Genomic DNA, 13,091 nt, shown 5'->3' with positions numbered 1-13,091 from the left:
CAGAGGGCACCCGGCCGGTCTGGCTCGCACCCGAGGTCGGCACGGCGCACGCGACGCATCATTGGTCGGTTGCTGCCAGCATCGTCTGCATTTGATGAACGAGTTGCTCTGCCTCCCCTGCATCAGCGGCCGTACCGAAAACCACATGGTCGGGCCGCACCAGAACAGCGCGTGCACCCTTTGAGGCCAGCCAGTCCGCGAGCACGCGGTCTTCTTCCACCAACAGCGAAGGATAGGACCTCTCCTGCACCACGCGATGCACGGCAACGCCTGCCTCGCGCGACGTGTCTAGAAGGTCGGGGGAGGGATCCAAATCGCCGGTGATGAGAAGCTGGAACCCGGGCGGCAAAGCGTCGTCGAGCCGCATTCGGTCGAAGGGCCCGACGACCCACGGCTGTGGACAGGGCTCGCCGGCCCCAGCTGTAGATGACCCGACAAGTCCATGACGGATGGGCGGAAAGAGGTTCTGCCGGACCTGGACACCTTGGCCCGTGTGCATGGCCGCAACCATCTCGGCATCGCGGGCGCGGGCTTTGCCTGGGTCCAACTCGCAGATGACTTTTCCCAGTCGTTTCGTGATCTCGATAACTTCGCGTATGAACGGCCTGCGCTCGGCCTGGTAAGTGCCGAGCAGGCGCTCCGGTCCACCGCCGATCGCATGGGTCAGCTTCCATGCAAGATTGGCTGCATCCTTGATGCCCTGCACCATTCCCTGCGCGAGAAACGGCGGGGTCATGTGGCAGGCATCGCCGGCAAGAAAGACGCTGCCCACCCGCCATTGCCGCGCAACAAGAGCGTGGAAGTTGTAGGTCGCCGAGCGCCAAAGCCTGGCCTGGTCCGGCCGAAGCCAGGGCGAGAGCAACTGCCAGATCCGTTCCGGTCGGTTGATCTCCACCGGATTTTCACCGGGTAGGATCATGAACTCCCAGCGTCGTAGCCGATCGGGCCCGCAAACATATGTGTGCGGGCGCGCGGGATCGCAGAACTGGACGTTGGTCTCCGGCAATGGGACGTGCCCGTCCTCCAGTATCATGTCCACCACGAGCCAGGGTTCGTCGAAGTCGAGGTCCTCCATCGCGACGCCCAGCCTGCGCCTGACGAAGCTCGCTGCGCCGTCGCAACCGACGACATAGCGCGGGGTGCGCTTTGAGCGATCGCCGCTCACCTTGTCGTGCAGCGTCAGGACGGGTCTTTCGGGGTTCTCAAGGCTGACGAGTTCCGTCCCCGTGCGCAGCGTCAGGTTGGGGAACCGCTTGCCGTTGGCGCGCAGAGCCCGTTCGAGCTCCGGCTGAAGGAAGGTCATATAGGGTGGCCAGGCAAGCGGGTAGGGCTCGGCAGGGGACTCGAACCGGCGCAACACGACACCGTCAGCGGATCTGTATTCCGAGGCGCGATATTGGCCCGTCGCCGCGGCAATGGCGTCGGCCGCGCCGATGTTCTGGAAGACCCGCATCACCTCGTGGTCCATGCCGATTGCGCGAGGCAGTGCGTAGACGTCGTCAGCGGCGTCAATGCCTTCAACCCGAACTCCTGCTGCCGCAAGAAGATTGCACAAGGTGATGCCGACCGGGCCGAGCCCGACCACCACGACGTCCGCTTCATTCTGCGTCATCTAGGGATACCCCTGTCGCGCGGCATCACTGCAGGAAAGCCGGCACCGCAAGCCCGAGCCGTACGGCTGCATCGGCGAGGTTCCTGGCGGTGCCCTTCGCCAGCGGGATGCCGTTGGCCATGCGTTCCCGCCCGGTCTGGAAGCCGCGTTCGCCGGGTAGTTTCACGCCATCGGAGCCGGCTGCCGGATCGAGCGCATGGATCGTGCCGGCGAGGCTTTCCACCGAGGCGAGAAAGGACGGTGTGTCGCCGAAGGCCGCCGGATTGACGGCAAGCATAAGGCCATTGAAGCCGCCATTCTTCTCGCCGCGCAGGAACGGCGCGATGACGGCGTTGCCTACCAGCACGCTCGACAGAACTTCGATCATCAACGACAGGCCGGATCCCTTTGGGCCGGCCATCGGCAGTATGGCTGCCACCGCATGCGGGTCCTGCGTTTCGACGCCGTTGGCGTCGATGGCCCAGCCCTTGGGGATCGGGTTGCCGGAATCCTTCGCCGCCATGATCTTGCCGAGCGCGACGGCGGCCGTGGACATGTCGAGCACGATCGGATCGGCGCCATCAGGCCGCGGAACGGCGATAGATAGGGGATTCGTCGACAGGGCCTCGCCCTTTGCGCCGAAGTAGCTCATGAGCGGCCTCGACGCCGTCATGGCGATGCCGATGAGGCCGCGGCCGGCCAGTTGGGTCGTGAAGTAGCCGATTGCGCCGGCATGCGAAATGGCGCGCGCACTGCACCAGCCGATGCCGAACTTTTCCGCCAGATCGCCGGCCTTGCCGGCCGCATGCATCATGGCGACGGCGCCCGGCGCCTTTCCGTAGTCGAACACGCAGGTCGCTCCGAATTCCCGGATCAGCTTCGGCTGTTGACCGGTGCGGACGACGGCGGTCTTGATCATCTCGACGTAGCGCGGGATCCTGAGAACACCGTGCGAATCCGCGCCGCGCAGATTCGCCCACACCAGCAGCCGCGCGGTCTGTGCCGCCTCATCCGGCGTATAGCCGGCAGCATGCAGGAGCGCAGTGGCAAAATCGGTTAGTTCGGTTTCCTGGGCGACGGGCATGCCTGATGTCTCCTGGTCTGGCTGTGCTGACCTCAAGCGACCGGCGTTGCCGGGAAGAATTTGTCGAGCCAGCCCTTGATCATCATCCTAGTGCGCGGCGCGTCCTCCGGGGCGAGCGGGAAATGGGCGGTGCCCGTGATCAGCATCAGCTCGGCTGGCTGCCTGGCCTTCTCGAACAGGCGGATGGATTGCTCGGTCGGCGTGATGATGTCGTCGGCGGTGTGGAAGAACAGGGCCGGCCGCGGCGCGATGTTGGCCACCACGTCATCCGCCCTGAAGTTCATCATGCTCCATGCCGTCTCGGTCGGGATTTCCATGATCGCCTTGGGCGACAGGTTCTTGCGCAATTTTTCCGGGATCGGCACGGCGTCGAAGCGCGAGATCCACATGCTCTCGCCCGTCGCGCGCTTGTGCTCTCGTCCCTTCTCGAGCAGGCCCATGAAACGCTCCCAGGCTTCCGGTGTCGGGTGCTGGCCGCGGAACTTCCGCTCGCCGTGACCCCAGCCGCATGAGGAGATGACGCAGGCGAACCGCTCGTCGACCCCGGCTGTATAGACCGAAACCGCTGCACCGAAGCTGTGGCCGGTGATGCCGATTCGCTTCGGGTCGATCTCGGGACGCCCGGCGAGGAAGGTCAGCGCGTTCTTCGCGTCAGCGACCTGGTCGAAGCAGCGCACCTGGGCGCGCTCGCCTTCGCTCTCGCCGCAGCATCGGAAGTCGAAGCGGAGCGCGGCGTAGCCGAACGCTTCCATCATCTCCGCCTGGATCTGGGCGTGCGACTCGTCCTTGGAACCGACGAAGCCGTGGCAGACGATGAACGCCGGCAGCTTCTGTCCGGGACGGTGGCTGTCGGGAATGTGCAGAATCGCCGACAGTTTCAGGCCGTCGGACAAGAACGTCAGTTTTTCCTGCATGGCAATCTCCTATCGGAAGCAGCGCCCCACCGGTGGAGCCGCTTCGCGTTGATTCCTTGTACTGTGTGCCGAATCGCCGCCAGTCCTCGCGCCTTCCCGATCAGTCGATCCTGGCGAATGGAAAATGGTGCTCGCGCCATTCCTGGGGGGCGGGAGAACCCCAGACATTCATCTGGCGGACGTTTCCTGGCCGCTCCAGGTTGGTGATGACGTTCGGCACGAAGTGGGCGTCGTCGGCTACCGTGTGCATGGCGCCGGAGCACTCGACGATCGATCCGCTGGCATCCAGGTAGTAGGCGTAGGTGTTGTCGCCCGGGCGGTGGCGTCCTGGCCCCCAAAGGACCTGACGGTCGAACCCGTCGAGAATGTCGCCCAGCCGACAGTAGTCGCTGAAGTGGCTGAATTCGAAGGAGTAGTGGTGAAGTCCGACCGGGCCCTTCACCAGCCCGAGAATGTGATGCTGGCGGTTGCCGCCATGCATCCAGCTCAGGGCTTCGTTGACCATGCGCTCGGTGAGCTGCATGCCGCAGATCTCGGCGAGCTGCCGCCTGGTGGCGACCGGATCGGGCGTGATGAGGTTGATGTGGTCGAGCCGCCGCGGCTTGATGCCGTTGGTAGGGTAGCGCGGATTGTACATGTCGTCGCGCGCCGGCGTGTGAACCTCGAAGCGCAGTCCTTCCGGCGTTGCGAAGGTCACGCCGGCATCGCAGCAGGCCAGACTGGGTTCGCGCGAGAGGACACGGCAGCCGGTGCCGTCCACGCGCGAGGCGGCTTCCGCCACAGCCTCGGCCGTCAGGGCTTCCAATCCGATCGTGTGGCAGGAGTTCTCATCGGATTCGAGAAGAACGAGCTCGGCCTTGCGGCCATTCGAACTGAGCCAAGTTTCGCCGGCCGCCTGCTTGGTCACCCGCAAACCGAGGATCTCCGTCGAGTCGTGCACCATGGCCGCTACGTTTCGGACATTCAGCTTTATGTGACCGATCCCAAACACCAGGTGCATCACCATTCTCCTCCTGCGGCTGACGGCTTCCTTAGAGCAAACTCAGCTCAAGATCAACAATTTTCGAAAAATATAAATTATTACGAAATATTTGGAGAGTCGTCCGCGGCCACCGTATTGCGCAACGTTCCAATGCCCTGGATCTCGATCTCGACCTCATCGCCAGGGAAAAGGAACTCCGGCGGATTGCGGCTTGCGCCGAAGCCTGATGGCGTTCCCGAAACGATAACGTCGCCAGGGTCGAGCGGGGCGAAAGTCGAGATGTAGGAGATCAGCCAGGGGATATCGAAGATCATGCGGTCGATCGCGATCGACTGCCTTGTCACGCCATTGACCCGGGCCTCCAAGCGGAGACGCGCCGGGTTCGGAATCTCGCGCGTGCAGACCATCCAGGGGCCGAACGCGCCGCTGCGATAGAAGTTCTTTCCGGGCGTGAACTGGGTCGAGTGTTTCTGCCAGTCGCGTACGCTGCCCTCGTTGAAGCAGGCATAGCCGGCGACATATGCCATAGCCTCAGTGGGCGCGATCTTGTGGGCGCGGCGACCGATGATCACCGCCAGCTCGCCTTCGAAATCCAGCCTGTCGGAAACCGCTGGCTTCAGGATGGCGCCTCCATGGCCGGTCTGCGCTTCCGCGTGGCGCATGAACAGCAGCGGGAACTGCGGCGCCGGTTTGCCGTCTTCGTGGAAGTTGGTGGCGACGCAGAAGATCTTGCCTGGGTTGGGAATTGGAGGAAGCAGTTTGACGTCGGCGAGTGGCAAGGTCTCGAACTCCCGTTCGCGGGGAGCGAGGTCGGGAAAGCGGATGCCGAGATAGGTTTTCAGATCCGGTGGTGCATCGGGAATGGAATCCAGCCGCAGGATCATTTCACCGTCAACAATTCCGTAGCCGGCACCGTTGCGTTCAACGAAGGAAGCGAATTTCACAAGCTCACCCATTTGGGACGTACGCTGAAAGCAGGTACTTCTGGCTCGGAGTAAACCGGATTTTCGAAAATAGGCAAGCCGTCGGAAGAAGGCGGCAGAGCTCGTCGATCTCGAAGCGAAATGGCCTAACCGCCGCCTCGGCGCGGTGCCGAGTCTTCGTCATCACTACAAAGTTACGAAAAAAGATTGATATTTCGAAAAAACTGTGCGACCACCGATCTGGCCTCGGGAGGAGGCCCATGTGCGCGACGAGAAGCTCGGCATGCACTGGTTTGAGCGAACGGGAGGTATCGACATGACAGCAATTCCGCAGACGATGAAGGCCGCGCGCATGCACGAGATCGGCGGCCAGCTGAGGATCGAGGAAGTGCCGGTCCCGAAGCTTGGGTCGATGGACGTGCTCGTTCGCGTCAGATCGTGCGGCATCGTGCCGAACCTCGCCAACATCCTGGCGATGTGGCCGACCTGGTTCCCCCACATGCCGCAGCCGCCGCTGCCAGCGATCTTTGGTCTTGACCCGACCGGCGAGATTGCTGCGGTCGGCAGCCAGGTCCACGCTCTGAAGCCCGGGGATCGCGTCTACGTTAATCCGGGGCGCTCCTGCGGCTCTTGCCGCCATTGCCGGCGCGGCGACACGATCTCCTGCCGTCACTATGCCTTCCAGGGGTATTTCGGCTTCAGCCACGACGCGCTGCAGACATTTGAAGATTACCCGGTCGGCGGCATTTCCGAGTACATGGCCGCGCCGGCATCGGCGATCGTGGCGCTTCCCGACAATATGACCTTCGACCAGGCGGCACGGCTCGGCTACATGGGCACCGGCTATTCCGCTCTGAAGAAGGCGGAGGTCGGCCCCGGCGACACGGTTCTTGTCAACGGCATTTCGGGCACGCTCGGCATTTCGATCGCGGTGTTCGGTCCGTCCTTCGGGGTCAAGAAAATTCTCGGCACCGGTCGCGACAGGAAGCTGCTGAAGGAGATCGAAGCGCTTGCCCCCGGCATCATCGAGACGCATTCGCTGGAGGACGGACCTGCAGACGAATGGGCCCGTTCCAGGACGGCCCACAGCGAGGGTGTCGACGCCTTCATCGACTGCAACGGGCCGGGCACGCCGCAAGAACCTTTCCTGGCGGGTCTCAGGGCGCTGCGCCGCGGCGGTATCGCCGTCGACATCGGCGCTGTGATGGGCGCCGTTCCCATCGACGTGCACATGATGATGGACCGCAACCAGCGTCTTATCGGTTCGGCATGGCTGACGACATCCGAGGGCCAGGAAATGGCTGACCTCGTCGGGATCGGCAAGGTCAGCTTCGACCTCCTGGAAACCCATGCGACGCCGATGGACAAGGTCAATGAGGCCATTTCGGGCATCGCCCAGCGTCATGGCGGGTTCTCGAATTTTGTAATCCATCCGTAATTGCGTACTTTATGGTATGCTGATACCGAATGGTATCCATATTATTCTGGGAGGATCAAGACATGAACATTCGCCGCGTCGTAACCGGCAAGAACGCCGCCGGAAAATCGGTATTCATCAGCGACGGCGCTTCGCCGCGCGAGATGGCGCTTCAGCACACGCCCGGTTTCGTTTCGTCTCCGCAGTGGAGGATCGACGGGACGCCGGATCTGGCCAAACGGGACAGCGCCGATCCGATGGCGGGCGAGAGCACAATGCTCGCTTCGGTCGGGGGCTCGGTGTTCTGGATGATCACCTTTCCCCCGGACAGCGTGATGATGTCGCCCGACTGGAAGCCCGAGCTGGCAGGTCCGGAGCACCTGAAGGCCGCGCCCGGCATCGCCGAGCGTTTCGAGATGGACAATCCCGGCATGCACCAGACGCCAACGGTCGACTATGTGACCGTCGTCAAGGGCCGGCTTGTCCTCGAACTCGACGACGGCAAGACCGTCGAGTTGAAGCAGGGCGATACGGTGGTGCAGCAGGGCGCGCGGCATGCCTGGCGCAATCCCTTCGACGAGCCGGTGACGGTTTCGGTCGTCATGCTCGGCGCGAAGACAGCTTAGGCGGCGTCACTTTAGGGCGGGCAGGCCGCCCATGCGGCGTGGTTGGCCCGTGCTGCCCTTATGCGGCACCGGTCTCTTCTGCTCGGTGCCTACCGTCCGCCAGTGAGGCGGTCGCCTCCTTTGTGCACGTCACCGCCGCCGAGGTTCTTCTCGGCAACCTCGGCCAATATCTGGCGGGCCCAGCGGTGCAGGCCGGAGTGGTGCGTACGCTCGGTCCAGTAGATGTCGACCTGGATGAAGACGTCCATCGGGAAAGGCCGCAGGGCGAGTCTGTCCGACAGCCGACGCGCCAGCCGATACGGAATCGTCGCCACCAGCTGCGAGCCTGGAATGAGCCGTTCCAATATGTCGTGGCTCGACACGGTGACTTCCGGCTGGAGTTCGATGCCTGTTGCGCGCAACGCGGCGAAGTAGAGAGCCTCCCAACGCCCATTGTGCGTGACGGCGACATGCCGCGCGGCGCAGTAGCGGTCGAGCGTCGGCGTTCCCTGCGCCAACGGGTGCGCCGGGTCCATGACGCAGGCGTAGTGATCGGTGAACAGTTTCCTGCGGTAGTAGATGTCGCCGAGGATCGCGACCGGTCCAAGCACGATGTCGCACGTGTTCTGCTTCAACTGCTGCTTGCCGTCGACAGCGGATTCGAAGATGTGGATCGTCGCTTTCGGCGCCTCCTTCTGCGCCCGGCGCACGAAGTCGGGAATGACGAACATGCGCTCGTGGTGATTGCAGGAAACCGTCACGCTTCCTTCGGCCGTGGCTGGGTCAAAACCCGACGGCGAAGAAAGCGCGGCCATCTGCTCAAGGATGCCGCGCGCCTGCTGGGCGAGCTGTTCACCTTTATCGGTTGCCACGATTGAATTGCCCTGGCGGACGAACAGCGGATCGTTGAAGGCCTTTCGCAGCCTCTTGATGGCGTAGCTTATGGTGGACTGGTTGACGCCGAGAAGCTGGGAGGCGTCGGAAAACGAGGCGCGGTCCTGCACGGCGACAAGCGTCTGCAGCGTGGCGAGGTCTACACTGGCAAGTTCGTCGGAAAGCATGACCTTCACCTCCATGCAAATTTTCGATGACCTCCATTTAACCCATCGCATTGCTGAATACACCTCGATTTCGTACCTCGTCTGCCGACAGGGAGGAAATCATGAGCGAAGCCGTGAAAGTGGTCGACGACGTTACGTTCGAAGAGCTGCTTGCCAATCCGTATCCGGTTTTCAAGCGCGTCCGCGACCTCGGGTCGGTCGTCAAGGTCGACGCGGCCAACATCATGATGGTCACGCGCTTCGACGACATCATGGCTATCGAACGCGACCCCGAGACGTTTTCCTCCATCAATCCGCAGTCGCTGCTGAACACGGTGATCGGGCCGAATCTGATGCGCAAGGACGGCGAGGACCATGCCCGCGAAAGGGCAGCTATGGATCCGAGCCTGCGTCCCGGCGTCGTCAAGCGCTGCTGGGCCGAGCCCATGCAAGTCATCTGCGATGACGTCATTTCGCAGATCGAGCACAAGGGTGAGGCCGAGCTTTTCGAGGAGCTCGCCGCGCCGATCGCGGCACGCGCGCTGGCCGACATATTGGGTTTCGACGGCGTCGACTGGCAGACGATGGCGCTGTGGTCGCAATCGCTCATCGACGGTTCCGGCAACTACTCGCACGACCCGGAGATCGCGCGCAAGGCGAGGGAGGCAGCCAGCGGCGTCGAGAGCGCCGTGGACAGGATGCTTCCCCATCATCGGGCCAATCCAAATCCTTCGATGCTGTCATCGATGCTTCAGGCCGATCCTCCGCAGACGGTCGAGCAGATCTACGCCAACATCAAGGTCGCGATCGGCGGCGGGCTGAACGAGACCCGCGACTCGATCCTGACGCTGATCCTGGGGCTGCTGCAGAACCCGGACCAACTCGCGCGCGTTCGCGCCGAGCCTTCACTCTGGGGGCAGGCCTTCGAGGAAGCGGTGCGCTGGATCTCGCCGATCGGCATGTATCCTCGCCGCCTGACCCGCGACACGGAGATCTCGGGCACGCTGGTCCACAAGGGTGAGCAGGTGGGTCTGTGCGTCGGCGCGGCCAACCACGACGACCGCCGTTTCAGCGATCCGGACAAGTTCGATGTCTTCCGGGAGAAAAAGTCCCACCTGGCGTTCGGCGCCGGATCGCATTTCTGCGCCGGCACGTGGGTGTCGCGCGCACTGGTGAGCCAGATCGTTGTGCCGATGGTGTTCGAGCGGCTGCGCAATCTGAGGCTCAAGGATCCGGAACTCGTCCGCGTCCGGGGCTGGGTGTTTCGTGGCCCCACGCACATGCCCGTTGTCTGGGACGCTTGAGGGAGAGAGACATGCCAACGATCAGGTTCCTGCTCGCGGACGGCGCCGAACTCGCCGTCGAGGCCCAGAACGGCCGCACCTTGATGGAGACCGCGCTTGAAAGCAGCGTTCCCGGCATCATCGCCGAATGCAACGGCTCGGCGGCCTGCGCGACATGCCATGTCGTGCTTCCCGAGGAAATCATGGTGGCGCTCGGACCGATCAGCGAGCATGAAAACGACATGTTGGACTTCGCCGAAGCGCCACGCGAATCCGGAAGCCGGCTGAGCTGCCAGGTCAGGGTCAGCGACATGCTGGACAATGTTTCCGTCCGCATTCCGTCCGCCTAGCGGTTGAGGCCGGCCATGCCCCACGACATCGATCATCTCGTCGCAGCCAGGCCCGGCAACGAAAGCAGCATTGTGATCGTCGGCGCCGGTCAGGCCGGTCTGTCCACGGCAGAAAAGCTGCGGGCAAACGGCTTCGTGGGATCGATCACCCTGGTCGGGGAGGAGCCGGATGCTCCCTACCAGCGTCCCCCGCTGTCGAAGGCCTATCTTCTCGGCGAACTCGAGCGCGCCCGGCTGAAGCTGAAAGCGGAGGACTGGTACGCAAGGAATCGGATCGCGTTGCGACTGGGAACGCGCGTTGCATCCATCGACCGTGCGCGGCGGCGCGTGTGTCTGGCCGATGGCGCCATACTTGCCTACGATTGTCTCGTGCTCGCGACCGGGGCGATCGCCCGAAAGCTGCCGCAGGCGATTTCACGAGGCCTTGCGGGCATCTTCACCATACGAACGCTCGCCGACATCGATGCGCTACGGCCGGCTCTCGAAAAGCGAGGCAAGCTCCTTGTCATCGGCGGCGGATACATCGGCCTCGAGATCGCCGCCGTCGCGCGCGGGCTCGGCATGACGGTGGATGTCGTGGAAGCCGCCGAGCGTCCGCTCGCGCGGGTAGCCTCGGCGGAAACGGCCGCGTCGGTCGAGGCGCTTCACCGCTCCAGGGGCGTGACGTTTCATGTCGGCAAGGCGGTGAGCGAGTTGCTGGGCGCCGACCGCGTGGCCGGCGCCAGGCTCGGCGATGGCACCATCATCGCCGCCGATGTCGTCGTGGCGGGGATCGGCGGCATGCCGGAAACGGCGCTGGCGGCCGGGGCGGGTCTCGCCATCGACAACGGCATCGCCGTCGACGCGTACGGGCGCTCGGACGATCCGTTCATCTGGGCCGCCGGCGACTGTGCCAACTTCTCCCTGTCTGGCGGTGGGCTGCGGATGGAGAGCGTCGGCAATGCGATCGACAGCGCCGACCTCGTCGCCCGCAACATCATGGGCGCGCGCCAGCCCTACAGACCGAAGCCGTGGTTCTGGTCGGATCAGTTCGATCTCAAGCTGCAGATCGCGGGCCTGTCCAGGCCAGGCGATACGGTTGTTGTCCGACAGGGGGCGGGACCCGGGCGGTCGCATTGGTACTATCGCGAGGGACGTCTCGTCGCGGTCGATGGGCTGAACGCTCCTCGCGACTATCTGGTCGGCAAGCGCTTCCTCGCCGCGTCGGCCAGCCCCGACCCCGTTCTGGTGGCGGACCCGATGCAGGCACTCGAGGCCCCGGCGAACAACTGAGGATGAGGCCGCGCTGTGGCTCGGCGCAGGGTTGCATCTTGCCAGCGCCAGACCACCAGCCATCGCCATCCGATTCAGTCGGCTCGTCGGCATTGACATTCTAAAAGTATCTGAATACTATTTGGTATCTTAATAGCAGGGCGTGGAAATGGTTCCGCGGTGCGTTGTCGGTAACGGCGGCACGCAGGGTCGCGACCCGGGAAGGAAAATCGTCAACTCAAAAAAATAACGAAAATACTGATTATTACGAAATTTGCTGGATCATCGGAGGAAAATGACCTAAGCAATTTCGCTAGGGGAGGTCGACCAACTCGCTGGGAGGCGAGAGGAGGCCAACACAACCAGAACTGGGAGGAATTTCGATGTTGCGACGCAGTTTCAACGTACTCATGCTTTCGGCGGCCTTGGCGGCCGGCACGTTCGGCGCGGCCTTTGCGCAGGACCCGGTCAGAATCGGCGTGAGCGCATCCAAGACCGGTCCGCTTGCGGGCGGCGCGTCAGGTGTGCTTTGGCCGAACATCAAGCTGTGGGCCGAGAAGGTGAACAAGGCCGGTGGTCTCAAGGTCGGCGATCAGATGCGGCCGATCGAGATCGTCGAGTATGACGACAAGTCGTCGCCGGAAGAGGCGGTCAAGAACATCCAGCGTCTCGCCACCCAGGACCAGGTCGACCTGATCATCCCGCCATATTCGACAGGCCTCAATCTCGCGACCGCTCCGCTGATCGCGAAATATGGCTATCCGCAGATCGTCTCCACCGGCAATGCCAACGATCTCGACCAATTCGTCAAGCGCTGGCCGAACACGTTCTGGCCGCTCGGCCCGGCGCAGGGCATCGCCGACGGCATCGTCGGCACGCTCAAGGATTTGCACAACGCCGGCAAGATCGGCAACAAAGTCGCGGTGGTCAATGTCTCCGATGCCTTCGGCCTCGAGATGATCAAGACCGGCAAGCCCGCGCTCAAGCAGGCCGGTTTCGATATCGTCTACGAATCCTCCTATCCGCTCGGCAATCAGGACCTCGCTCCGGTGATAGCAAGCGCCAAGGCGGCGAACCCCGACGCCTTCGTCGCCTACTCCTATCCGCCCGACAGCTTCGCTCTCACCGAGCAGGCGCAGTTGCAGAAGTTCGACGTCAAGGCGTTCTTCGTCAGCGTCGGCGGCAATCTCGACGCTTATGGAAAGCGCTTTGGCGCTGCTGCCAACGGCATCCTGATCATGGGCGGCGTCAATGCGAGCGCCCCCGTCTTCCAGGCCTATCGCAAGGAGCACCTCGCGGCGACCGGTCAGGAAGCCGACTGGTGGGCGAGCCCGGTGGCCTATGCCAGCCTGGAGATCCTGCAGCAGGCCGTCGAGCACGTCGGGAGCCTGGACAAGGAAGCGCTCAACAAGGAAATCCAGACAGGCACCTTCAAGACCGTCATCGGCGATGTCCATTTCGACAACAACATCAACAACAACAACTGGACCGTTGGCCAGTGGAGCGACGGCGTCGTGCATGGCGTCAGAGCGACCGGCAACCTCCAGGGCGCACAGCCGCCGGTGCTCAAGCCCGCCTGGCCCAGCAACTGATCCGATCCTCCCCAGGGGCCTGGCGTCCTCGTGACGCCGGGCCCGTGACTGCGAGAGTA

12 protein-coding genes are annotated in these 13,091 nt (G+C 63.4%); 6 read left to right on the top strand and 6 right to left on the bottom strand.

The window, feature by feature from the left end:
• Positions 1-58 precede the first annotated feature (58 nt).
• From A6B35_RS25155 to A6B35_RS25135, 5 genes are all read right to left on the bottom strand, one after another.
• Positions 59-1,612 (bottom strand): bifunctional 3-(3-hydroxy-phenyl)propionate/3-hydroxycinnamic acid hydroxylase, encoded by a 1,554-nt coding sequence (locus A6B35_RS25155; RefSeq protein ID WP_006201793.1) that lies wholly within the window; start codon positions 1,610-1,612, stop codon positions 59-61.
• A 25-nt stretch (positions 1,613-1,637) separates the two neighbouring features.
• The gene (locus A6B35_RS25150; RefSeq protein WP_006201794.1) at positions 1,638-2,675 is read right to left on the bottom strand and encodes an Ldh family oxidoreductase; all 1,038 of its coding nucleotides are present in this window, start codon (positions 2,673-2,675) and stop codon (positions 1,638-1,640) included.
• A gap of 32 nt (positions 2,676-2,707) precedes the next feature.
• Positions 2,708-3,589: an alpha/beta hydrolase gene (locus tag A6B35_RS25145; protein ID WP_006201795.1), complete on the bottom strand. Its 882-nt coding sequence runs from the start codon at positions 3,587-3,589 to the stop codon at positions 2,708-2,710.
• A 100-nt stretch (positions 3,590-3,689) separates the two neighbouring features.
• Positions 3,690-4,589, bottom strand: a complete 900-nt coding sequence (locus A6B35_RS25140; protein WP_244425917.1) for a VOC family protein — start codon at positions 4,587-4,589, stop codon at positions 3,690-3,692.
• An 80-nt stretch (positions 4,590-4,669) separates the two neighbouring features.
• Entirely contained in the window at positions 4,670-5,515 is an 846-nt protein-coding gene (locus tag A6B35_RS25135) for a fumarylacetoacetate hydrolase family protein (protein WP_040582659.1), read from the bottom strand.
• Positions 5,516-5,810: 295 nt separating this feature from the next.
• On the opposite strand from A6B35_RS25135, the gene A6B35_RS25125 reads away from it, so the two are divergent.
• Both A6B35_RS25125 and A6B35_RS25120 read left to right on the top strand, forming a co-directional pair.
• Positions 5,811-6,932 carry an alcohol dehydrogenase catalytic domain-containing protein gene (locus A6B35_RS25125; RefSeq protein WP_085983157.1) on the top strand — a complete coding sequence of 374 codons (1,122 nt, stop codon included), beginning with the start codon at positions 5,811-5,813 and terminating at the stop codon, positions 6,930-6,932.
• Positions 6,933-6,994: 62 nt separating this feature from the next.
• The gene (locus A6B35_RS25120; RefSeq protein ID WP_006201800.1) at positions 6,995-7,537 is read left to right on the top strand and encodes a cupin domain-containing protein; all 543 of its coding nucleotides are present in this window, start codon (positions 6,995-6,997) and stop codon (positions 7,535-7,537) included.
• A gap of 89 nt (positions 7,538-7,626) precedes the next feature.
• Here the strand turns inward: A6B35_RS25120 and A6B35_RS25115 are convergent, their stop codons facing one another.
• On the bottom strand, positions 7,627-8,577 hold the full coding sequence (locus A6B35_RS25115; protein WP_100084771.1) for a LysR family transcriptional regulator: 951 nt from the start codon (positions 8,575-8,577) through the stop codon (positions 7,627-7,629).
• Positions 8,578-8,678: 101 nt separating this feature from the next.
• Here A6B35_RS25115 and A6B35_RS25110 point away from each other — a divergent pair, with 101 nt between their 5' ends.
• The 4 genes from A6B35_RS25110 to A6B35_RS25095 all read left to right on the top strand — a co-directional run bounded on the left by A6B35_RS25110 (position 8,679) and on the right by A6B35_RS25095 (position 13,032).
• On the top strand, positions 8,679-9,860 hold the full coding sequence (locus tag A6B35_RS25110) for a cytochrome P450 (RefSeq protein ID WP_006201802.1): 1,182 nt from the start codon (positions 8,679-8,681) through the stop codon (positions 9,858-9,860).
• 11 nt (positions 9,861-9,871) lie between these two features.
• The gene (locus A6B35_RS25105) at positions 9,872-10,189 is read left to right on the top strand and encodes a 2Fe-2S iron-sulfur cluster-binding protein (RefSeq protein ID WP_006201803.1); all 318 of its coding nucleotides are present in this window, start codon (positions 9,872-9,874) and stop codon (positions 10,187-10,189) included.
• Positions 10,190-10,204: 15 nt separating this feature from the next.
• Entirely contained in the window at positions 10,205-11,461 is a 1,257-nt protein-coding gene (locus tag A6B35_RS25100) for an NAD(P)/FAD-dependent oxidoreductase (protein ID WP_006201804.1), read from the top strand.
• Positions 11,462-11,823: 362 nt separating this feature from the next.
• Entirely contained in the window at positions 11,824-13,032 is a 1,209-nt protein-coding gene (locus A6B35_RS25095) for an amino acid ABC transporter substrate-binding protein (protein WP_006201805.1), read from the top strand.
• Positions 13,033-13,091 lie beyond the last annotated feature (59 nt).

This window comes from Mesorhizobium amorphae CCNWGS0123 (assembly GCF_001686985.1).
Classification (GTDB): Bacteria; Pseudomonadota; Alphaproteobacteria; order Rhizobiales; family Rhizobiaceae; genus Mesorhizobium; species Mesorhizobium amorphae.
The sequence above is the reverse complement of the archived record's forward strand: the minus strand, read 5'-3'. Positions and strand labels throughout refer to the sequence as shown.

Bases quoted from the DNA above. Each gene is read 5' to 3' on its own strand.
- A6B35_RS25155 (WP_006201793.1), bottom strand. From the start codon at position 1,612: ATGACGCAGAATGAAGCGGACGTCGTGGTGGTCGGGCTCGGCCCGGTC.
- A6B35_RS25150 (WP_006201794.1), bottom strand. From the start codon at position 2,675: ATGCCCGTCGCCCAGGAAACCGAACTAACCGATTTTGCCACTGCGCTC.
- A6B35_RS25145 (WP_006201795.1), bottom strand. From the start codon at position 3,589: ATGCAGGAAAAACTGACGTTCTTGTCCGACGGCCTGAAACTGTCGGCG.
- A6B35_RS25140 (WP_244425917.1), bottom strand. From the start codon at position 4,589: ATGCACCTGGTGTTTGGGATCGGTCACATAAAGCTGAATGTCCGAAAC.
- A6B35_RS25125 (WP_085983157.1), top strand. From the start codon at position 5,811: ATGACAGCAATTCCGCAGACGATGAAGGCCGCGCGCATGCACGAGATC.
- A6B35_RS25120 (WP_006201800.1), top strand. From the start codon at position 6,995: ATGAACATTCGCCGCGTCGTAACCGGCAAGAACGCCGCCGGAAAATCG.
- A6B35_RS25115 (WP_100084771.1), bottom strand. From the start codon at position 8,577: ATGCTTTCCGACGAACTTGCCAGTGTAGACCTCGCCACGCTGCAGACG.
- A6B35_RS25110 (WP_006201802.1), top strand. From the start codon at position 8,679: ATGAGCGAAGCCGTGAAAGTGGTCGACGACGTTACGTTCGAAGAGCTG.
- A6B35_RS25105 (WP_006201803.1), top strand. From the start codon at position 9,872: ATGCCAACGATCAGGTTCCTGCTCGCGGACGGCGCCGAACTCGCCGTC.
- A6B35_RS25100 (WP_006201804.1), top strand. From the start codon at position 10,205: ATGCCCCACGACATCGATCATCTCGTCGCAGCCAGGCCCGGCAACGAA.
- A6B35_RS25095 (WP_006201805.1), top strand. From the start codon at position 11,824: ATGTTGCGACGCAGTTTCAACGTACTCATGCTTTCGGCGGCCTTGGCG.